Below are 20,621 nucleotides of genomic sequence, written 5' to 3' on the forward strand. Positions count from 1 at the left end.
CGTTCAGGATTGCGACGCTAAGGTAGGGCGGCTATATCAGTGCGCTGCTAGCCTTCAAGGGACTCAGGGACAGATGACATATTGCGTCGGATTGCTGCTGGATGCGGGCGTTGTCCTGCTGTCCGACACGCGCACCAATGCGGGGCTCGACAATATCGCGACCTACCGCAAAATGTTCCTGTTCGAGGCTCCCGGCGAGCGGGCGATCGGGATCATGACCGCTGGGTCGCTGTCGATCACCCAGACCGTCATCGCGCGCCTGAACGAGGCCAATGACGATCCCGACTCGGATCGCGCCATCCTGCGCGCCAGCGGCATGCTGCAGGTGGCCGAGATTGTCGGTGCCACCCTGTCTGACGTGACCTCCGAGGTGTCGGGCAAGATGGAGCGGATGAATCAGAACGCCACCGCCTCGATGATTGTGGCGGGCCAGCGCAGGGGGGGGCCGATGCGCATGTTCCTCGTCTATCCCGAGGGCAATTTCATCGAAGCGACGCCCGACACGCCCTTCCTGCAGATCGGTGAGCATAAATACGGCAAGCCGATCCTCGACCGTGTGATCTCCTCCGAGACCACGCTCGCCGACGCCGAGAAGGCGGTGCTGCTGTCGATGGATTCGACGCTGCGCTCGAACCTCAGCGTGGGCATGCCGCTGGATTTTGCGGTGATCGAGCGCGACGCGCTGGCGGTCACCCTTCGGCGGCGGATCGAGCCCACCGATGAGGCGTTTCAGAAGATGAGCCACGACTGGTCCGAGGCGCTGCGCAACGCCTTTCAGGAAATCGACGCGGTCTGATCCTCGCCGATACGGCGGGCCAAAGTGCGTGCGGGCTGCCGCGTGCCGGCTGCTGTGTGCCAGTAGGTGCGTGCGTTCCGGTTTGAGCTGGGGCGATTGCATATGTGCCGGTCCTCAGAACAGGGTGATCTCCGTCTGCGGTGGCTTGGGCGGCGTGATCGGCGCGACCGCCTCGATCTCGCCGGGCACGATGAACTGCCGGACACGCCCGTCCGTCGCCCAGAAGCGGATGCGCCGCGCCGACGTCCCCCCGGTGCTTTCCGAGGCCAGAGGGATTGCCTCGTTCTGCAGAAACTCCTTGGCAAAGCGCACGTTCGAAGCGCCAATGTCGCGCAATTGGCTCAGCATATTTGCCCCGCCAAAGAGCTTCGCGGTGAGCCGTGTCTTGCGCGCCCCGCGTTTCAGCAGCCCGTTGATCAGAAGTTCCATCGAATACGCCCCGTAGCGCACGTTCTCTCCTTCCTTCCCGGCCCGCTCCGGTAGGAGGAAATGGTTCATTCCGCCTACTCTGGCCTCGGGGTCAGTGAGGCAGACGGCGACGCAGGATCCCAGAACGGTCGACAGAACCTCGGTTGGGGCGGAGGAAATCCGGTACTCGCCTTGGATGACATTCACCAGCTTTTCGGCACTCTCGGTCATGGCGCGGATCTCCTTCCACAGTGGCTGGGGGCATCCGCCGCGCAGGCGCGCAGAAGCGCGGGGCCGATCTCGGGGAGGGGCAAGGTCGATTGCGCCGCGCCCAACTCGCGCGCGGCGCGGGGCATGCCGTAAACGATGCAGCTCGCCTCGTCCTGGGCGATGGTGGTCGCACCCGCCTCGCGCAGCGCCTTGAGCCCCTGAGCGCCGTCGCGCCCCATGCCGGTGAGCAATGCCGCCACCGCCCGCGACGCGCCGGGCAGGGCGGAGGTAAAGAGCGCGTCCACCGACGGCATGTGGCCGGAGATCGGCTCGCCCGCGCGCAACGCAATCCGCATCGGCTTGCCGCCTGCCAGATGCAAATGCGCGCGGCTGCCTGCCGCGATCACCACCTGCCCGTGATCCACCCTTTGGCCATCCCGCGCGGGGCGCACCTCGGCGGCGCATTGCCTGTCCAGAAGCCGTGTGAGGCTGTCGCCAAAGCCGCCGCCGGTGTGTTGTACGATAAACGTCGGCGGGCAGTCCTGCGGAAAGGACGACAGCACCGTAAGCAAGGCGTCGACGCCGCCGGTCGAGGCGCCAAGCAGGATAAAACGATTGCCTTTCGGCCCTGCGCTAGCGACGGGCGGCGGGGCCACGGGGGCCCCACGTCGGCGCGTGGTGCGGGTTAGCGTGCGCAGTTCGGCAACCAACTGGTCGGGCGGAATGCCGGGGTCGATGGCGAAAAGGTCCGACCTTTTGTCCCACGGGCTGGCGGGCGCACCGGGGCGGGGCGCGCTGCGCGCCTTGATCACCAGCCAGCGCACGTCGAGCGTGGCGAAAAGTGCGCGCATGACCTCAAACTCAGGCAGCATGGCGAGCCCCTCGCCGATCAGAACCGCCATGGGCTCGCGCTCTTCCACAGCGGTGTATGTCGTCATCAGATCGTGGGTCTCGGAGATCACATCGATGGCCTCCGCGCCGCGCAGTCCCGCCGAGATCTGTCGGCGTAGAGCCAAATCGGTATGGGCGACGATCAGGGATATCTTCGGCATCGATTGCGGCCTCCATGGCCTCGAAAGGTGGGTCGTTTGGCCCGGTCACACGCAGTTGCACCCGCCGTTATCTAAGTATCTCTGGGATATACATGCGACGCCTGTCGTCTATCCCAACGCGCGCGCAGGCCAACTTCGTCCGCAATTTGCATTGCTGGCGTCGGCGTTCCGGGCGGGTATGCGGCGTGGTTGGGTCCTTCCCTGTCGCTTCCAGTTTTCTCCACACGGATACCTTGTCCGGGTCCGGCAAATTCCAGAGTGGTTCGGGTGACGCGCCTTCGCGGCTGAGTGCAGATGAGTGCAGAATGGAGCAGGCGCATCAGAACATTTCCGGAGCATTGGGCGTCAGTGCTTCGTTCTTTGCGCCGCCAAGCCTCCCTGCAAGTTCGCGCAGGGGAATGCGACTGAGCGCGTCCTGCAGATCGAGAGCCGTTTCACTGTCCAACTGGCGCGCAAGCCGTTCGACATAGCCCGCCAAAGCCTCGGTCGATTGCGCGAGCACGTCCAGTTCCTGAAAGGCGGTGATCGCGACGGAGCCGAGACGCGCATCCGCACTGTCGGAATAGAGGTGCTCCATCCCATGCTCGAGCCGCTCGAGCCGTTGCTGCAGGCGACGTATTTCCCGTGACAGAAGCCATGTCGCCTCATGGGCGGTGAGGGGAACGCTGACGCTGGTCATTTTCAGAGCCGCCCCACCACACTTTCGATGCATTGCTTCATGGCGATGGACGTAAAAGGCTTCTTTATCATATTGTTGAGCCCCAACTGTTTGGCCTGCGTCACCATGTCGGGTGTCGGTTTTCCGGTCACCAGAATGAAGCCAATCTTCTGGGTCGCACGGTTCTGGCGCACCGCTTTGAGTAGGCCAAGTCCATCCATATTGGGCATATTGAAATCGGAAAGCACCAAGTGCACGGGGCTCGCTGCGAGCCGGGCAAGCGCCTTGCTGCCATCGTTTTCGGTGATGTAATTGCTGATCCCAATCTCGTCGAGGGCTTGGGTGATGAGGCCGCGGCTTGTGGCCATGTCGTCCACCACCATGATCCGCAGCAAATCCTTCAAACTCATCTTGTTCTCCTAAGTCAGCTGCGTCGGTGCGGGCAGCGCGCGCTTGCGGTAGGTGGTGACTCCAGCGGTCGCGAACTCATTGGTGGCAGGGCCGGAAAGCCGTTCCGAGTGGCCAATGAACAGAAACCCTCCCGCGCGCAGCATGGCGGCAAATCGGGTCCAGAGGCGCTGTTGAGTGTCCTGATCGAAGTAGATTGCGACGTTTCGGCAGAAGATCGCATCGAAGGGTCCTTTGAACGGCCAGTCGCAGATGAGATTGAGTTCGGCAAAGCTGATCAAACGCTTCAGGTCCTGACTGATCTCGACCTGCTCGGGCTCGCCAGGCGTGGGTATCAACCAACGGCTCTGAAAGGAGCTGGGCACCGCCGCGCAATCTTCGCGCAGGTAACTGCCGCGCCGTGCGCGGCGCAAAATTGCTGGATCGATATCGGTGGCCAGAATTCGTAGATCTGCAGGGAGCGATTGGAGCCCGTCCAGCAGCGTCATAGCTATTGAGAAAGGTTCGGGCCCCGAGGAACAGCCAGCTGACCAAATACGGATGCGGTTCTGTTTGGCGAGTTCCGGGAGCAGCACGTCGCGCAGCGTGTCGAAATGATGTTTCTCGCGGAAAAAGCTGGTCACATTGGTGGTGAGAGCAGAGACAAGTTCGAGCCGTTCATCGGCCTCATCTGCGCGGTCGACAAGAGCCATATACTCGCGAAAAGAGGACAAGCCGCGTGCCCGCAGCCGCCGCGCGAGGCGAGAATAGACCAATGGCTTTTTGCTGACCGCGAGGCTGAGGCCAAACTCCGCCCGCGCAAGTCGTGCCAGCGCTTCGAAATCCGCGTCGGAGAAAGAGAACTCCTCCGGCATTTCGGCAGCCGCGGCGAGGTTCATGCGGCGGCCCCCCCGTCTTGGTCGAGTACCGCGTCGAGATTGACCACACGGACCATGGTTTCGCCGACGGAAATCACGCCGAGAATGGCTTGTCTGGCGGCGTCGGATTTCATGTCCGGCGTTTCCTGTATCGAGGATTTTGCCACCGACAGGATCTCGGAGACGGATTCCACCAGCAGGCCGATCGTCGTGCCGCCCGCCGCCGCGACGATGACCACATTGCGCTCATTGTCCGGGGTCTCGCCAAGCCCGAAGCGGGCGGAGAGGTCAAAGATTGGGATGACCGCGCCGCGCAGGTTCATCACGCCGAGCACATCGTCCGGAGTGTGCGGCAGCTTGGTGACCGGGGTCCAGCGGCGGATCTCGCGGATTTGCATGATCTCGAGGCAGAAACTCTGGTTTCCAGCAGAAAATGTGATGAATTCGAACTGCGTCTCGGTCGGTCCCTCGTCGGCGTCAAGCATGGCGAAGCTCCAGTTTCGGGGGGGTGATCGCGGGGAAATAGGGGGCGGCGGGCTGCAATTTGACCACTTCTTCTGGGTCGAGGATCAGGGCGATCTTGCCATCGCCAAGGATCGTCGCGGCCGAAACGCCGGGGATCGCGGCGTAGTTGCTCTCAAGGCTCTTTATGACGACTTGCCGCTGGTCGTGGATGGCCTCGACCCTCAGTGCGGTGAGGCCTTGGCTTTCAGTGCTGACAAGCAGGAGTACGCCTTCTCCCGCGGCCTTTCGCGAGGCTGCGAGGCCGAGGTTAAACGCCACATCGACCACAGGCACATAGGCGCCACGCACCAGGATCACCACGCCTTTGGTTCCGACGGCGTGCAGGTCGCGCTGGCTTGGGCGGATGGTTTCGATGATCGAGGCGATTGGGATGACCATCGTCTGATCCGCGACGGAGATCACGAAGCCGTCCATCACGGCCAGCGTGAGGGGAAGAACGATGGTAAATGTCGTGCCCGCACCCGGCGTGGAGGCGATTGACACCCGTCCGCCGAGCGCGGCGACCGCGTTTTTCACCACATCCATTCCGACGCCGCGCCCCGAGAGGTTCGAAACCTCGCTGGCGGTGGAGAAGCCGGGCAGGAAGAGGAGGTTGTCGATCTCTGCCTCGGACAATTCGGCCTCGGGCGCGATGAGCCCTTTCTCGATGGCTTTTTCGAGAATTCGGGCGCGATTGAGCCCGGCGCCGTCGTCGGCGATTTCTATGAAGACGCTGCCCGAACGGTGCGATGCGGAGAGCCGGATGGTGCCCACCGCTTCTTTGCCAGCTTCAGCACGGCGCTCGGCCTTTTCCAGCCCGTGATCAACGGCGTTTCGCACCATATGCGTCAGCGGGTCGGCGAGCCTTTCGATCACCGTCTTGTCGACTTCGGTGGAATCGCCGACGGTCACCAGCCGGGCTTTCTTGCCCGTTGCCTCCGCGGCCTCGCGCACGATGCGCGACATGCGCTGAAAGAGCGGCTTCACTGGCTGAGCTCGGATCGCCATCACCCCTTCCTGAATGTCGCGCGCCAGCAGCTTGTAAGCTTCCAGCTCGTTGGTCAGATGCGCTACCGCCGGTAGTTCCAGTTCTTCGATGCGCTGCGAGATCATTGCTTGATTGATGATCAACTCGCCCACGGTGTTGATGAGCCGGTCGACGCGTTCGAGATCGACCCGCAGCGTTGGCCTTGGTCCGCGCGCCTCGCCACGCGCCTCGGCCAGCCGTGCTTCGGGGGCGTCTGCGGGGATGCTGCGGGCATCCGGCGCGGGCGGAGTTGCTGGGCCAGCCTCGGACGGAGCGCTGGGCTGGGCGGGGGTGGGTGCGTCGGGCATTTCGCCGTCAGTCTCGCGGATGTCGAGATCGCATAGGGATTCCACAAATTCGAAGATCTCGTGCAGCACGGTCTCGGGCTCTGCGGTTTCGAGCAGAATGGTCCAGGACATCACCGCGCCATTGGGATCGAAGGCATCGAATTCGGGCAGGCCCGAGAGGTCCGCCGTGACCTGTACCTCGCCAAGCTCGGCCAGCGCGTCAAACAGCAGCAATGGTTCGTGGCCATTGGCGTAGAGCGCCGGCGTTGGCTTGAAATGGATCCGGAAGCGGCGCAGGGAGCCGCCTTCGTTCTCAGCGTCGGGCACCGCCTCGGACGGCTCGGCGAGGTCGAGCGGCGCTGCGTCAAACGCGAGGGTCACGGCGTCGAAGCTGAAGCTGTCATCCTTGTCCGCCTCGCCGAGGTAGCTGTCCAACTCCTTGAGGATCGTGGCCTCGGACTCGGCATTGGGCTCGCGCTCGTCGCGTGCCGCCTCGACCAGATCGGCAAGCTGATCGCCAGAGCGGTGGAAGAGATGCATCAGCTCTTCGGTGACCTTGAGCTCGTGGCTGCGGACCTTGTCCATCACCGTCTCGAAGGTGTGCGCAAAGCTGACCAACCGGTCGAGGGCGAAGGCTCCGGCGCCGCCCTTGATCGAATGCACGGCGCGGAAGACCGCGTTGACCACATCCATGTCGTCCGGGTCCTGCTCCATGGAGGAGAGTCCCTCCACCAGAGCCTCGAGCAGTTCCTCGCATTCCTCGAAGAATGTATCGCGGATCGAATTTCCCGACATTGCCTAGCTCCTACGCCATATGCCCGGTGAGCCGTCGCAGAACCGACACCAGCGACGCATCGTCGAAAGGTTTCACGATCCAGCCGGTCGCCCCTGCGCTGCGCGCCCGGGCCTTGAGATCGGCGCCGCTTTCGGTGGTCAGCACGATGATCGGGACGGTGGTGCGGTTGGGACCGTTGCGCAGCTCTTCGATCACCCCGAACCCATCGAGATTGGGCATATTGATGTCGGTGATCACCACGTCGGGTTCGACTTCGGAGAATTGTTCGACCCCTTCGACGCCGTCGCAGGCGGAATGAAATTCGAAGCCCGCGCCTTCGAGCGAGACGCGCAGCAAGTTGCGGATCGTGCGGGAGTCGTCGATCGCAAGGACCTTGGTCGTCATTGCTCTGCCTCCTTGCCGGTCGGGCTGGCCATGGTGGATGTGTCGGTGGTTTCGGAAGTGGTAGTTTCGGAATTGGCGGGGTCGGGACTTGCGGGGCCAATACTGGCAGAAGCGGAACTGGCGGTTTCGGCGCTGGCGGGCGCCGCGCGGTGCCCGGGCGGATCGAAATGGCCAGGAGAGAGACCGAGCCGCTCCAGCCCGGAGCGGAAGGATTCGGTGATCTCGGTCAGTGAGAAGGGCAGGTTTTCCGCCGCCCATTGCTTCTGTGCCACGAGCAGGATCTGCAGCCGGTGCGCATCAAGCCGCAGGACATCGCGGACGGAGATCGAGACCGGAGCATGGCGCGCGCCGAGCAGGAAGGGAACAAGCGGGTCCTCGCCATTGCGGTTGCGCGCGGGGTCGAGCACGTGGCTGTGAAGCTCTGTCATCGCGAATTCGGTCCTTTCCCACGGGAGCGCCTGGGCCGCCCACAGCCTGATCACCAAAGCTTTGCCTAAGGGCCCGTGCGAGCCGGTATCGCGCGTGCAACGTGGCAAGGGGGGGCTGCCCCGATGCACGGCCTGCCGGTGCCCGCACGGGCCCCTGAACAGGATCGAGAACTACAGGCCGGGTCTTAACAAAGCGTTCTGGCGCGCGGGGAAACTGGTTCAGCGGCTTTGTGCGGGGCCGTGCTTGCATCCGCCGGGTTGGGAGCGCACAAATCTCCAAACACAGCCTGGCAGGGAGCGGGATGATGACGCGGAACGGTGGAGAACTGGTGGTGGAATGCCTGATGGCACTAGGGGCGACACGCGCCTTCGGGGTGCCGGGGGAGAGCTATCTGGCGGTGCTCGACGCGATGCATGACACCGGCGGCAAGCTCGATTTCGTGCTCTGCCGACAGGAGGGGGGCGCGGCCTTCATGGCGGCGGCGCATGGCAAGCTCACCGGCAGCCCGGGCATCTGCATGGTCACCCGTGGTCCCGGCGCGACCAACGCTTCGATCGGCGTGCATACGGCGATGCAGGACAGCGTGCCGATGATCCTGCTGGTGGGGCAGGTGGCGACCGACATGAAGGAGCGCGAGGCGTTTCAGGAACTGGACTATCGCGCGGTCTTTGGCCCGATGGCGAAATGGGCGACCGAGATCGAACAGGTTGAACGTATTCCCGAAATTCTCTCCCGCGCATGGATCACGGCGACCACCGGGCGCCCCGGGCCGGTGGTCGTGGCGCTGCCCGAGGATGTGCTCATGGCGCAGACCGACACGCCCGCGCTGAGCGGCCCGGCCAAGGTCTTTCCCGCCGAGCCCTCGGCGGACGCGATGGCCGAAACCATGTCGCTGCTGCAGCAGGCGCAGCGGCCACTCATCGTGCTTGGGGGGGCGCATTGGGATGGTCCCTCGCGCGCCGCGCTGCAGGGCTTTGCCGAGGCCTCCGACATCCCGATCATCACCTCTTTCCGCTATCAGGATCAGGTCGACAGCGCCTCGCCCTGCTTCTGCGGCGATGCGGGCGTGGGCATGACCGCCGGGGTCAAGGCGCTGCTGCGCGACGCCGATGTGATCCTCGCACTGGGCACGCGCTTCGGCGAGAATATGACCGATGGCTACACGCTGCTCGAGGTGCCCGAGCCGCGGCAGAAGATTATCCATGTGCACGGCTCGGACCGCGAGATTGGCAAGGTTTATCAGCCGGTTCTGGGTATTCACGCCGATCCCGGACGTTTCGTGCAGGCGCTGCCCGCGCATGTTTCGGGCAAATGGACCGCTTGGCGCTCCGAGGCGCGCGCGGCCTATCTCGCCTTCATCGACAAGGCACCGGCGCAGCCCGGACCGGTCGATATGGTCGCCGTTTGCCGCCACATGCGCGAGGTCTTGGGGACCGATCTGGTGCTGACCAATGGCGCGGGCAATTTCACCGTTTGGCCGACCCGCTTCTTCAGGTTCCGTCCCGGGATGCGGATGCTGTCGCCGCAGTCGGGGGCCATGGGTTACGGTGTGCCCGCCGCGGTAGCGGCAAAACTGGCGCGGCCCGAATCCACGGTGATCTGCTTTGCCGGGGACGGCGATTTCCAGATGACCGGCCAAGAGCTTTCGGCGGCCCGTCAGGCCGGGGCAGCAGTGATCGTGCTGGTGCTCAACAATGGCACCTATGGAACGATCCGCGCCCATCAGGAGCGCGAATTCCCCGAGCGGGTCAGCGGCACCTCGATCGTCAATCCCGATTTCGCGGCGCTCGGGCAGGCCTACGGCCTGCATGGCGAGCGGGTGAGCAACACCGAAGATTTCGCCGCCGCCTTCGAGCGCGCCCGCGCCGCGCCGCATGGGGCCGTTCTGGAACTGGAGATCGCCGCCGAGGCGCTGACCCCCTACCGTACGCTCAGCGACATCCGTGCCGGAGGGCTGGCCGCCAAGGCCTGAGATCCGGCGCACGGGCCTGCAGAACCGCATGGAGCCTCGCGCTGCAGGGGCTCCATGCGCATTCACGTAGTCCTCAGTCGGGGCTCAGTTGGGCTGAAAGTGGCGGTAGAAGTTGCGGAAGAACCCGTCAGGCGACAGCCATTCCTCCCAGACCTCGCGCACCCGCTTTTGCTGATCGACGAAAGCCTCGTCGCTGAGGCCGCGGTGATGGGCCAGAAGGATCTCGCCCGCGCGGTCGTGCTGATCCTCGGGGACCCAGACCAACTCTTTGTGCCAGTCGATCAACCCGTCATAGGGCAGCACGCAGCCGGTATCTAAGAAGAGCGGCGGCCGCCCGGCTGCCATGATCTCGTAAAAGCGCAGGGAGTAATTGCCCACGCCCCGAACGCACAGGCTGTAATCGCAATCGCGCAGGTTGCCGAGGAAGACCTCCAGCGCACTCTGTCGCGCCTCGGTCTTCGCGTCTGCGCTGGCTTTCTTGTTGGCACCGGCGAAGAAGTCGCCGCGCAATAGGAACTGCGTGTCGATCCCCGGCGTGTCGAGCAGCGTCTGCACGGCTTTGGCGCGCAGAAACTTGTAGCGGTAACTCTTGCGCAGCGGGGCCGAATAACCGCTCATCCGGCGCTCGGACAGTCGCGGCAGCGAGGTGCGCGCGAACTGGATCGCCCGTGTTTTCACGCGGGGCCGCGTGACTTGGCCACAAAAGCCGATCGACGGGCTCTGCTGCTTCTCGCGCAGAGGGGCGGGGCCGCTCATGTGATCGGGGACCCAAGCCGGAAGGCCAAACTCATTCGAGCGGCGCTCTCCTTCAACCGTCGGCGTGAACAAAAGCGCGTTGGGCGCGGGAAACTTGTAGTCGAAGTCGCGCTCGTGAAAGACGATGACCTGCTTGCCCGCATCGGCGGCTTTTTGGGCAAATTGCAGGGCAACTTCGGTGGTGCCGTCGGCGAGGTAGCGGTGCCATGTGCTGGGCAGCACGGCAAATTGTGCGTCGTCCATCGTGTCGGCAAGTTCGAAATAGCCCGGCCCGTTTGCCTTGTAGGCGTCGAACACATTGGTGCCCTCTGACCAGAACGTCGATTCCTCGTTGCCGAGGAAGGGGATGAGCATCGCGCAGTGCATTTGGTTCACGGGGGAGGCGTATTCAGGATCGGTAAAAAGTCGCAGACGCATGAAAACTCCGGTTGATACAATGCCGCCGCCGGGACGGAGGGTTCCTGAAGCAATAAATCAATAAACTTTGCATGTGTTGTGGCGGCTAAAAATGGCCACGTGAGAGCAAGTTAGGAAAGGCCGCGCCGATTGGCAAGCGGCGCTGGTGCCGGCTTTGCTGCAGGCCGGCGAAACTGGACAGTTCGCCAGGGTCCGTTGACTGCCGATCGACAAGCTTTGCTAATTTTCGCGGCAGCCCAAGGTTTTCTACCCGCGCCGGGTTGAGAAGCCGCGCGTCAGTGCACATGGTTGGACGACGCAAGCCGCCCTGATAGATGCCGCGACACATCGCCCTGATACATCGCCCTCACGCAGAGACCCGCATGGCCTTTCCCGCACGCTACACCCCTCTTGCCCTGACGGGCATTGCCACCCTTGCCAGCACCACCGCCGCGATCGCGCTCAGTCCGGCTTGGCTGCCGGTCGCCCTCGCCACCGGTGCGCTGACCGCGCTTGGCGCGCGCGACCTGACGCAGAAACGCCACTCGGTGCTGCGCAACTACCCGGTCATTGGCCATATGCGGTTCTTGCTGGAATCGATCCGCCCGGAGATCCGCCAGTACATGCTGGAGAGCGATCGCGACGAGGAGCCGTTTTCGCGCGAGTCCCGTGCGCTGGTCTACCAGCGCGCCAAGGGCGTGGAGGACAAGCGCCCCTTCGGCACCACAGAGAACGTCTATAGCTCGGGCTATGCCTGGATCACCCATTCGGCGGCCCCGGTGCATATCACCGACAGCGACTTCCGCGTCGAGATCGGCGGTCCGGACTGCCGCCAGCCCTATGCCGCGTCGCTGTTCAACATCTCGGCCATGAGCTTTGGCTCGCTCTCGGCCAATGCGATCCTTGCGCTGAACACCGGCGCCAAGAAGGGCGGGTTTGCGCATGACACCGGCGAGGGCTCGGTGTCGAGATACCACCGAGAAGGTGGAGGCGACCTGATTTTCCAGGTGGCCTCGGGCTATTTCGGCTGCCGCAATGATGATGGCAGTTTCTCGCCCGAGAAGTTTCGCGCTCAGGCGGCCGACCCGCAGGTGAAGATGATCGAGCTAAAGCTCAGTCAGGGCGCCAAGCCCGGCCATGGCGGCATGCTTCCGGCGGCCAAGATCACCCCGGAGATTTCCGAGGCGCGCGGCATCCCCATGGACCGCGACTGCATCTCTCCGGCGGCGCACCCGAGCTTTTCGACGCCGAAGGGCATGATGGAATTCATCGGCCAGTTGCGCACGCTTTCGGAGGGCAAGCCGGTGGGCTTCAAGCTCTGCATCGGGCACCGGCGTGAGTTCATGTGCATGGTGAAGGCCATGCTCGAGACGGGGATCGTACCCGATTTCATCGTGGTGGACGGCAGCGAGGGCGGCACCGGCGCGGCCCCGCTGGAGTTTGCCAACCGGGTCGGCATGCCGATGCTCGAGGGGCTGAGCTTCGTCAACGCGACGCTGCGCGGCGCGGGGCTGCGGGAACAGGTCAAAGTCGGCGCGGCGGGCAAGATCACCTCGGCGTTCCACATTGCCCGCGCGCTCGCGCTCGGCGCGGATTGGTGTAACTCGGCGCGCGGCTACATGTTCTCCATCGGTTGCATTCAGGCCCAGGCGTGTCACACCAACAAATGCCCGGTGGGCATCGCGACGCAGGACCCCAAGCGCTCGCGGGCGCTCGACGTGGGCGACAAATCCGACCGCGTCGCGCGCTACCACGCCAACACCATGCGGGCCTTGGGCGAGCTTGCCGGTGCGGCGGGGCTCACCCACCCGATCGACTTCCGCCCGTATCACTTCATGTTCCGCGAGAAGGACAACACCTTCACCGACGGCAATGTGGCCTATCCCTACGTGCCGAACGGCTTCCTGATCTCGGGCGAGATCATTCCCGAACTGGAGGAGTGGCACGAACGCTGGTCGCGCGCCTCGGCGGACAGTTTCAAGACTGACAAGATTCCCGAGGGCCCCTTCGACGTGCCCGCGGCGCGCGTCGCCTGAGGGCGGCGCAGCCGACGCCGACGCTCCGCGCCCGCAGCGCATCGAGGCGAGCTCAGCGTATCGCCTCGATGCCATCGTGGGATGGCTGCGGTATCAATGCGCATGTCCGCTAGAGCCGCCCGAGAGCCGCCCGTCACGACGAAGAAATGGTCGCTCATGGGCCATCCTCGGGTTTGACAGGGGAAAAGCGCTGCGAAGCGATCGACACGCCAGGAGCGGCGATCGAGGCAGCATGGATTTTCGTAGGGAAAACAGCACCGGTCTGCGTGGCAGAGGCAAATCCTCTGACAAGAAAGGCAGAACTATCTGGTGCTTTCCAAAGGAGTGGGAAGGGGCACATAGTTTTGCCTTTGAGCGTCAAAATTTCCTTTTGAATTCAGTACCCCGAAATCTCGATGCTGAACTGAAGCTGCCTTTTTCGTCAGATAGGGTTGCCTCTCGGAAGATATGAGAAAAGCCGACACAGTGGTCGGCTTTCTCAAGGCTTGTCGTGTCAGAAGGTCTTGGGGATGGAATGCACGGGCTGCGGCCCCATCAGGCAGTAAGATCCAGCGGCGTTCCTGACCTTATATCTAGCTCACATCGCGACGGCGAAAGATGATCCGGTTCTCGCCGTTGAAGATGAGTGGTTCGACGCCGTTTTTGTAAAGCTCGCGGCAGAGATTGGCGGTATCGCATCGCAGCTCGTGAGCAAGATCGGCAGCCGAGATGAAGTGTTCGCCGAACGCTGCGACGGAGGCCTCATCGACCACCCGCCAGCGTTCGGAGGACCTTTTGGCCTTCGGAGCAGCACTCAAGTAGCCTGCGTTCACCAGATTGCGGATTGTTGCGGTATCGACCCTTAGCTTACCGGCAGCTTCCGACATGCTGATCGCACCAGCTGAGCGCTGGCCTATGGCCGTTTTCGCCCGCTCGACAGATATCAGGAAATCGTTGAACCTTGGGTCTGCGCCCGTAGCACAGCGTAGCGGAATGTCATGTTCGAAAATCAGGTTCAGGAGTTCGAGGGTCGAGCATTGGCACGCGGGCGTGGCCGCAATGAGGGAAGCCTCATCATTGGCCGGTTCCAAATCAGGGCGTGTTTGGCGGTATAGGCGACCGATAAAAGCGTCGAGATCCTCCCTTCGGAAATACGGCGCGTTTCGGGCCATCTCTCCTGCTTTCTTGATGAGCCCTTCCACGACGAACGTGCGCAGCAGGTGGATGTCAAGCCCGAGATAGTCTGCCGCGTCGAACCCGCGTAGCATGCTGTTGGTTTCATTGGCGAGCTTTTGCAGCGTCTCCCGTGACGGGTAGCGATGATAGGTGATGGCATCGGATTTGCCCGATTTCGAGATGTCGCCACGCTCCAAGAGCTTATGGCGCAGCATCCGTTCGTCGATGCTGTAGGCCTTCGCGCCTCTTCGAAGGGAGTACACCTGTTGCCTGTCGCAACGTATCCGCAGGACTGTGCTACCGACGAGCACGGGATAGGTCCGCAGGATGTAGTCGAAGACCATCTGACGGATGTCATCGAAGGCGGCATCATCCTCACGCTGGGACAGCCAGGTCAGGAAAGAACCTGCAATCGCACCGTAGGTGTGACAGCCAGGGCCTGCCTTCAAGCGAAGCTCTTCAAGCACTGCGACCATCTGATCAGGCCCGTTGCATAGGACGTTGTATCCGGCTGCACCGGCCTCAAGCCATTGTCGTTCGGTCGTTTCCGCTCGGCTGGCTTTGGGGCCTTGTGTCAGCAAAAGGCCGAAATTTTCGCAAAGCTGTGCCGCGACATGGAACTCCAGCGTGTCGAGCCAACGGCCCGCAGACGTGCCATCCAATCGGCCAAGGAGGTAGCGCTCCAGAGATCGCGCATCTTCGGCAACAATCTGAATGTTGGCTATGTCCATGTTGTCGACTATCCGCGCGAAATCATAGCTGTGCTTGTGATGCGAGGGAGGCGGGACCTCGATCAACATGCAAGAATGCCGGGCGCAGGTTCGAATTGAAGTGAGTTGCCATGCCCCGAGATGAAACGGGCCATGGGCACCCTGCTCTGAAAGAGCTTCAGCGGCACATTTCGGGCATCCTCGGATCGTGCTTCGGCTGTAGGCCGTGAACCTCGGCGCCTCTGCCCCTAGCTGATAATTAGTCTTCGACGGGGCGTGGGGCGTCCAGGTGCGGAGTGTGGTGGGATCACACCCGACGAGTGCGGCAACCCGCTCGATCTCCACCGGGTCGCCGACCTTCAGGGCGCGATAGGAAATGCTCATGTCGGCGCAGAAAGACTGAAGGCTGGCAGTCCCGTTCTTCCGCGCAATGCGGGACGCAAGCGACGTCGCGCTTTCACCGGGTACCGGGGTGACGGTGAGGGGAAGCGGCTTGAGGGGTGACAACATCATGTGCGGTTCTCCCGAGAAAACACCTGCCGGGCGTCGATGCGCATGAAGTCCGGCACGACAAACGGGTTGAACTCGGCATCGCAGGAGGTCCGCCGATGGTAGGCCCTGATGAAATTGTGCCGGTTCAGAGTCTTCTGGCCATGCAGATAGGCATCCTCGATGGCGTCGAGGATCAGGACGATGGCAATGCCGAACTGGTTTGCCGCAGCATGGACCACGCGTTCGCCGTGGGATAACTCCAGAACGTCATCCTCTGGTTCGAGCTGCGCCAGTTCGCAGTAGTTCTCGAGCAAGTCGAGAATATCATCACCATATGCGGCGGGGGATAGGCTCTCGAAACGAACGGTCCTCATGCGTCGAGCGAGCTGGTGGTCGTGGTTGAGGATGTCTTCCAGCTCGTTTGTGCCCGACAGAATGATCCCAACTGGCCATTCCGGGTCCGTCATCAGAGTCTTCAGCATGGATGTCACTGAATCCAGCTCGTGCTTGGTGCCCCGCGACGCCAGGTCCTGCGCCTCGTCGAGATGCACGAACAAAACGCGCCGCTCCTTCAGGTGATGTTGGACCAGGTCCCAGATGTACCAGGCATGGCGATCGGCACCGATAGGGTAACCGAGCGCCCGAAGGAGCATCTGCCCTACGAATTTCAGCGTTGCAGGTGATGGCACCCGCAAGCTGATGATGGTTGAATCTCCGTATCCCTGATCGGCCAGCCGCTGCCTTTCTTGGGCAAGAAGATGGGTGATTGCCGCGCTTTTTCCGGCCCCGGAGTGCCCGGACAGGGCAAGCCCTTGCGCCTCGCTGATACGGTCGGTCTGGATGTCTACGAGCCTTTTCTCAGCGAGGATGGAGAACCCTTCTGCCAGAGGAACGAAGCGCTCGTGATCGACGAAATACGCCTTCAGTTCAGCGACCCGTTGTGCCGCTTGGGTGATCAGATCATTTCCCATCGTTGAACCCCCAGCGTCTGCGGTTCTTGCGTCTCGTTCGGCGCTCGGAGACCGGCCTGTTATCGTCGCTGTCCGGCTTCCGTGATGTGTCCGTTAGCGGGGTAATGGAGATTGCGTCATTGAGCAGGTCTTTGCTCGGCGGCATGTATCCCAACCGCTGCTCATCAGAGCGGAGCGGATAGTGCAGTGCCGCATCCGCGCGGGCGACTTCCACGTCGGTCACATGGAAAGGGGTCAGGGCGCGCAGAGCGAATGCGCGGCGGTTCGCTTCGGAGATCCGCGCGATTGCCCGCTGGACCTTGGGCGCGTCTAACTGCGCGTTACTAGCGTGCGCGTGGCGAACGGCACGCATGCCTTCTCGCAGCTCTTCGAAGCTCACGCCCTCAAAGCCAGGCTGATTGGCGAGCGCAGGATACCAGGATGCACCGACCTTGACGGCTATCCATCCGATGTCTTGCAGATCGACCCTGATTTCCACCTCCCGTACTGGAGAGTGTAGATGCGCTTCTCGCAACGCCTCGCAGCTATAGCTTAGGCCCGAGAACAGGACGCCCTCTTTATTAAATTTCCGGGATTTAGCTCGCCCAAATGCTTTTCGAAGGGTCAGGCCATCCGGAACCGGAGGCGTCCCGTGTTCAGCCACCAGCCGCTTCCAGGCTGCATTCGGAGTTTCCCCGTTCAGAGAGCCATGCGGTTGGTTGTGGTAGATATCAACAATATAGGTCAGCAGGACCTTGATCAGGTCGTCGTCACACAGACAGGCGAGCATTTCTGAAGGATAGTCGCCGCGATCGATGGTGTCGAAAAAGGTTCGACCTGCCAAGAGCGGCATGAGCTGATGTCCGAGTGTGCGGAAGAAGGACTTGATGTGCCCCCGCATCCAGGGAATTCCAGCTGGCGGCAAATGCGACGTGACCCCGAGCGAAGCTACCGTCGTCTGGAAGGCATCCGAGACGAAGGCAGGCCCCATGTCGGTCACGAGGGTCCCGATCCCGCCATGATGATGCCATGTGCTCTCGCATTCGGCCGCCTGGGCCAGCGGGGTCTTGTCCTCGAAAATCTGCCGCAGCGCACGGATTGCATCATCTGAGTTCGGATTGTCGGCCAGTCGCATCGACACGACACATTTCGTGGCGCAGTCGATCGCAAGATACATCCAGCGCCGCCCTGTCTCGAATTTCTTCTGCCGATCCGGCGGCAGGTGCTCCCAGATGCCTGTCAGCGTCAGTAACGATATGACGTCGAGCTTGTTTTCATCCATCTCGACCCGCTCCATGGGCCGCACGACATCGGGACCGTTGCTGCTCATTGCGAATTTCCTGGCGGCTGCAGACACGCCAAATCGTTTTGCGCAGACGTAGAATGGGTCTGCCGAGTCCAATCGGCGTTTAACGCTGGAGGCAGAGGGGATCGTGAGCGGCGTTGCCCCCGCGCTGGCTCTGCGCGCGTTCTCTTCGGCGAACAGTGCCCGAGTCTCCTGAATAGACTGGACCTTGGTTGGTTGCTGCGTGTCGGCGTAAATCTCGATGACCTGGTTCATCAGGGCTTCCCCCTTCGGACACCAGCGCCGGCTCCGATTGCCGGATAGGTGAGTGGCCGGAATGAGAGAAAGTGCAGAGTAGCCTGCAGCCTGATAGGAGCGGACCCACTGCAAGACCGTTCGGCTTCCCGGCAGCTTACGAACTTTTATTTCCTTGCCCGGTCGTATCTTGGCAAAGGCCGCTGCGCCTTCGCCAACGAGCCTGGCCGTCACTGATGCGAGCTGCGCTTTGGCCTGCTCATATGCCCGCTGCGTGCGTTTGATGAGGCCCGCAGCTTCGAGAGCTAGGAAGGCGTCACAGACGGCCTTCCGCCAGATCACCAGCCGTGCGGTCTTTTCCGACAGTTCGCTGATGACCTCTACCGGCTTGTTGCGACGCGCCTCTTGCGTAGCCCGGTCAAAATATCCTGGAAAATATTTGGTATCTGGGCGACGCATCATCTCAGCAAGTTCTTGGTGAGAAAAAGCCTCTGTGACCCCTGGCTGGCCTACACGCCCATAGATACCGCCGTGCTCGTTGGTCTCAATCGGGTAGATCGCGACACCCGCAGTGATAATCATGTCAGAGGTCGACAAGCGGAAGTGAGGAATCATGCTGCGGCCTCCACTAGAGAGGGGCGCGACCAAGCGAGCGTCCGCGCCGCTTCAGCGGCAGCCTGTCGGTCAATGTGTTGGTCCGTAACGAGCAGCACGCGATCCGCAAATGACTTGGTTACTGCCGCAGAGACAGCTTCGAGCTCGGATGCAAAGTTCAGCTTCAGTACACGCGGCATGGGTTTGATGGCCACGGCGATGCGCTCCCCGTCCGTTTTCGTGACCAAGAAATCGAAGACATGTCGCGCGGGGCGGCCGTCAGTGCCGACATAGGATATCGCCGGGGGTTGCTCGCGGATGTGGTGCACGTCGTCGCGTACCAACATCAGGCAGAGGAAGGCGTATTCGAGCGCACTCTCGAAGTGGATGATGCGCGGGCGCTCGAAGCCGGGCAGCTGTGCGACCATCGAGCCGCGCAGGCTCCCTTTAGAACGGCGCGCAGGCACTCGGGTCGCGTGGCTCGGCTCCGGCCCGCGGTAGAACAAGGTGTTGTACATGATGTTTTGGAGCGCACCTCACCTGGGCGCCGACCCATGTGGATCGGAGCAGGCGCGGGGCGACATCCCCCTATGTTTGAGATGAGTTTGACTGCCCTGCCGAGAGACGCCCCGGCAGGTTGACTTTTCGTGAGACTCAGGGGATGAATAAGGGGTCGCGACCAACGACACTTATTCAAAAGGCCTTCCTGTTAGCGCAGGAGGGTCTTTTTATTTCCCGATGTCAGGTTTTGTTTGCCGCGCTGTCCTCCTCTGCTGGGTAACGGTCGGGGAAGAGCTTCTGGGGAGTTGTACCAAGCTGAGTTGCGATGGCGGACTGCACACGGTGCGAACGACGATAGCCTTGGCTAACTACCGTCACGCTGCTCTGCTTGATGCCGAGCGTGCGGGCGATTTCCGCCATGCTCGACCCGGCTTGCCGAAGCCTGCACTTCAGCTGCTCGTGATTGTGCAAATCTACCTTCATGGCCTGATGCAAGTCCTTAGACTCCGTTCTTACCCACTCCAACAGTGATTCGGAGATTGATTCGTCGTGCAAGTTTTCTTCGGCTGCGGAGGCGTTTTCTCAGATTTTGTCGGGCTGCTTTGCCGATCAAACCGAGAATACCGGCAAGCTTCAGACCTGATGACTTTGCACTGCCGGTTTACCGCGCCAAGGTTGTCACTGAAGGAGCGACTCCAGTGACAACGCAACGAAGTGAAGAAGAACGACGACTTCGGGAGGCTCGGGAACAACTCGAAGCTGCCAAGAGTGTTATTGCTGAACTGGAAGGCCCACGCCTTCGGCTGCGCGTATCCCGTAGAAAACTCGCGTGCCAAAAAGCCACACAGTCAGAAGCGGCGGGGACACAAGCCCAGGCGGTAGATGTCAGCGATGTTGGGGCAGAGCCGCAGGACCCTGTTCGCAAGGTGCTGCGGGGCGGAGAAAAGCCTCGGTTGCCGGAGTTGGCTGAGGTCAAGCGGATATATGAGGAAATGCCGTCACTGGACCAAGTGGCGCAGGCTTTGGCACGAGACCGCCGTGCGGCAGTCAAAGCTTTGGCCGCCGCAGGGATCGACATAAAAGAAGATATTGCGAAACAGTGGGACTCGGGCAGTTCTCTGCGTGAGCTGCACAAGCGGCATGGTCCAGGATGCGATACGATTTCGAGATGGATCAAGAGTACTGGCCGCAAAGTCCAACCGCGAAACGCCAACCGTCAGTGCGATGAAGCGCTGATCGTCGAGACGTATTTAAAGACACGATCCGCAAACCGATGCGCCCTGGTGGCAGGTGTTTCATGGGAAAAAGCGCGGAACATCCTGCGGAAGCGGGGAATGTGGGAGAAGTAACCGCTTCGTACCAAGAGCTGAAGGAACCTACCATCAACGAGGACAGCATGGTCAAGCCGACGCATCCGGATCAGCATGAGTTGCACGATTGGCCGATGTACGGTCCGAAGAACCCGGAAATCGCAAACATGGTGGAGCGGCTTGCTTACGATCATGGGATGCGCGTTCGTGACATAGAGGAGGTCATACTGTTGGCGTTACAGGACAGGCTCCGAGAAGGCGAGCGCGGAAGTGGCGCCTAATGACTTCAAGCTGCCCGAATGAGGATCGTTCGACGGACGGAGTACAGCAGCTCTCCGGCGAGAAACTGATGCGAGCGTAGCAATGGGCGGATGAAAACCATTCCCTTTTCGT

The 20,621-nt window shown here is 62.0% G+C and carries 20 protein-coding genes; 5 read left to right on the forward strand and 15 right to left on the reverse strand.

From position 1 onward, the window contains the following. The first annotated feature begins 73 nt into the window (after positions 1–73). Positions 74–796, forward strand: a complete 723-nt coding sequence (locus ACXAD2_RS24070) for a proteasome-type protease (protein WP_475176127.1) — start codon at positions 74–76, stop codon at positions 794–796. 114 nt (positions 797–910) lie between these two features. Here ACXAD2_RS24070 and ACXAD2_RS24075 read toward each other — a convergent pair whose 3' ends face one another. The 9 genes from ACXAD2_RS24075 to ACXAD2_RS24115 all read right to left on the reverse strand — a co-directional run bounded on the left by ACXAD2_RS24075 (position 911) and on the right by ACXAD2_RS24115 (position 7,815). After that, complete coding sequence (locus tag ACXAD2_RS24075) at positions 911–1,435, reverse strand: chemotaxis protein CheD (protein WP_475176131.1); 525 nt, start codon at positions 1,433–1,435, stop codon at positions 911–913. Further along, on the reverse strand, positions 1,432–2,466 hold the full coding sequence (locus ACXAD2_RS24080) for a CheB methylesterase domain-containing protein (RefSeq protein ID WP_475176132.1): 1,035 nt from the start codon (positions 2,464–2,466) through the stop codon (positions 1,432–1,434). The genes ACXAD2_RS24075 and ACXAD2_RS24080 overlap by 4 nt, the downstream gene beginning before the upstream one ends. Before the next feature lie 319 nt (positions 2,467–2,785). After that, complete coding sequence (locus ACXAD2_RS24085) at positions 2,786–3,145, reverse strand: chemotaxis protein (protein WP_475176134.1); 360 nt, start codon at positions 3,143–3,145, stop codon at positions 2,786–2,788. 2 nt (positions 3,146–3,147) lie between these two features. Further along, positions 3,148–3,534 (reverse strand): response regulator, encoded by a 387-nt coding sequence (locus tag ACXAD2_RS24090; protein ID WP_475176136.1) that lies wholly within the window; start codon positions 3,532–3,534, stop codon positions 3,148–3,150. Positions 3,535–3,543: 9 nt separating this feature from the next. Next, positions 3,544–4,410 carry a CheR family methyltransferase gene (locus tag ACXAD2_RS24095; RefSeq protein WP_475176138.1) on the reverse strand — a complete coding sequence of 289 codons (867 nt, stop codon included), beginning with the start codon at positions 4,408–4,410 and terminating at the stop codon, positions 3,544–3,546. Then, on the reverse strand, positions 4,407–4,874 hold the full coding sequence (locus ACXAD2_RS24100; RefSeq protein WP_066108833.1) for a chemotaxis protein CheW: 468 nt from the start codon (positions 4,872–4,874) through the stop codon (positions 4,407–4,409). Before ACXAD2_RS24100 ends, ACXAD2_RS24095 begins: the two co-directional genes overlap by 4 nt. Continuing rightward, positions 4,867–7,002, reverse strand: coding sequence for a chemotaxis protein CheA (locus tag ACXAD2_RS24105; RefSeq protein WP_475176140.1), 2,136 nt, complete (start codon positions 7,000–7,002; stop codon positions 4,867–4,869). The genes ACXAD2_RS24100 and ACXAD2_RS24105 overlap by 8 nt, the downstream gene beginning before the upstream one ends. Positions 7,003–7,012: 10 nt before the next feature. Beyond that, complete coding sequence (locus ACXAD2_RS24110; RefSeq protein WP_164185027.1) at positions 7,013–7,387, reverse strand: response regulator; 375 nt, start codon at positions 7,385–7,387, stop codon at positions 7,013–7,015. Further along, complete coding sequence (locus ACXAD2_RS24115; RefSeq protein WP_475176142.1) at positions 7,384–7,815, reverse strand: hypothetical protein; 432 nt, start codon at positions 7,813–7,815, stop codon at positions 7,384–7,386. Before ACXAD2_RS24115 ends, ACXAD2_RS24110 begins: the two co-directional genes overlap by 4 nt. A gap of 305 nt (positions 7,816–8,120) precedes the next feature. Here ACXAD2_RS24115 and ACXAD2_RS24120 point away from each other — a divergent pair, with 305 nt between their 5' ends. Beyond that, on the forward strand, positions 8,121–9,788 hold the full coding sequence (locus ACXAD2_RS24120) for a thiamine pyrophosphate-dependent enzyme (protein WP_475176145.1): 1,668 nt from the start codon (positions 8,121–8,123) through the stop codon (positions 9,786–9,788). 84 nt (positions 9,789–9,872) lie between these two features. Here the strand turns inward: ACXAD2_RS24120 and ACXAD2_RS24125 are convergent, their stop codons facing one another. Beyond that, positions 9,873–10,961, reverse strand: a complete 1,089-nt coding sequence (locus ACXAD2_RS24125; RefSeq protein WP_475176147.1) for a hypothetical protein — start codon at positions 10,959–10,961, stop codon at positions 9,873–9,875. A 362-nt stretch (positions 10,962–11,323) separates the two neighbouring features. Here ACXAD2_RS24125 and ACXAD2_RS24130 point away from each other — a divergent pair, with 362 nt between their 5' ends. Continuing rightward, entirely contained in the window at positions 11,324–12,976 is a 1,653-nt protein-coding gene (locus tag ACXAD2_RS24130) for an FMN-binding glutamate synthase family protein (protein ID WP_475176151.1), read from the forward strand. Positions 12,977–13,548: 572 nt separating this feature from the next. On the opposite strand, the gene ACXAD2_RS24135 is transcribed toward ACXAD2_RS24130, so the two are convergent. The 5 genes from ACXAD2_RS24135 to ACXAD2_RS24155 form a co-directional block, all read right to left on the reverse strand. Beyond that, on the reverse strand, positions 13,549–15,354 hold the full coding sequence (locus ACXAD2_RS24135; RefSeq protein WP_475176153.1) for a TniQ family protein: 1,806 nt from the start codon (positions 15,352–15,354) through the stop codon (positions 13,549–13,551). Further along, positions 15,351–16,304 (reverse strand): ATP-binding protein, encoded by a 954-nt coding sequence (locus ACXAD2_RS24140; protein ID WP_475176158.1) that lies wholly within the window; start codon positions 16,302–16,304, stop codon positions 15,351–15,353. The genes ACXAD2_RS24135 and ACXAD2_RS24140 overlap by 4 nt, the downstream gene beginning before the upstream one ends. After that, entirely contained in the window at positions 16,294–18,438 is a 2,145-nt protein-coding gene (locus tag ACXAD2_RS24145) for a Mu transposase C-terminal domain-containing protein (protein WP_475176163.1), read from the reverse strand. Before ACXAD2_RS24145 ends, ACXAD2_RS24140 begins: the two co-directional genes overlap by 11 nt. Continuing rightward, complete coding sequence (locus ACXAD2_RS24150) at positions 18,435–18,935, reverse strand: TnsA endonuclease N-terminal domain-containing protein (RefSeq protein WP_475176168.1); 501 nt, start codon at positions 18,933–18,935, stop codon at positions 18,435–18,437. Before ACXAD2_RS24150 ends, ACXAD2_RS24145 begins: the two co-directional genes overlap by 4 nt. A gap of 223 nt (positions 18,936–19,158) precedes the next feature. Then, positions 19,159–19,413 carry a helix-turn-helix domain-containing protein gene (locus tag ACXAD2_RS24155; RefSeq protein ID WP_475176171.1) on the reverse strand — a complete coding sequence of 85 codons (255 nt, stop codon included), beginning with the start codon at positions 19,411–19,413 and terminating at the stop codon, positions 19,159–19,161. Positions 19,414–19,616: 203 nt separating this feature from the next. Between ACXAD2_RS24155 and ACXAD2_RS24160 the strand changes: the two genes are divergently transcribed. Continuing rightward, on the forward strand, positions 19,617–20,267 hold the full coding sequence (locus ACXAD2_RS24160) for a hypothetical protein (protein WP_475176173.1): 651 nt from the start codon (positions 19,617–19,619) through the stop codon (positions 20,265–20,267). A gap of 47 nt (positions 20,268–20,314) precedes the next feature. Further along, complete coding sequence (locus ACXAD2_RS24165; RefSeq protein WP_475176176.1) at positions 20,315–20,509, forward strand: hypothetical protein; 195 nt, start codon at positions 20,315–20,317, stop codon at positions 20,507–20,509. The last annotated feature ends 112 nt before the right edge of the window (positions 20,510–20,621 follow it).

Source organism: Salipiger sp. ABN3_019, assembly GCF_056158605.1.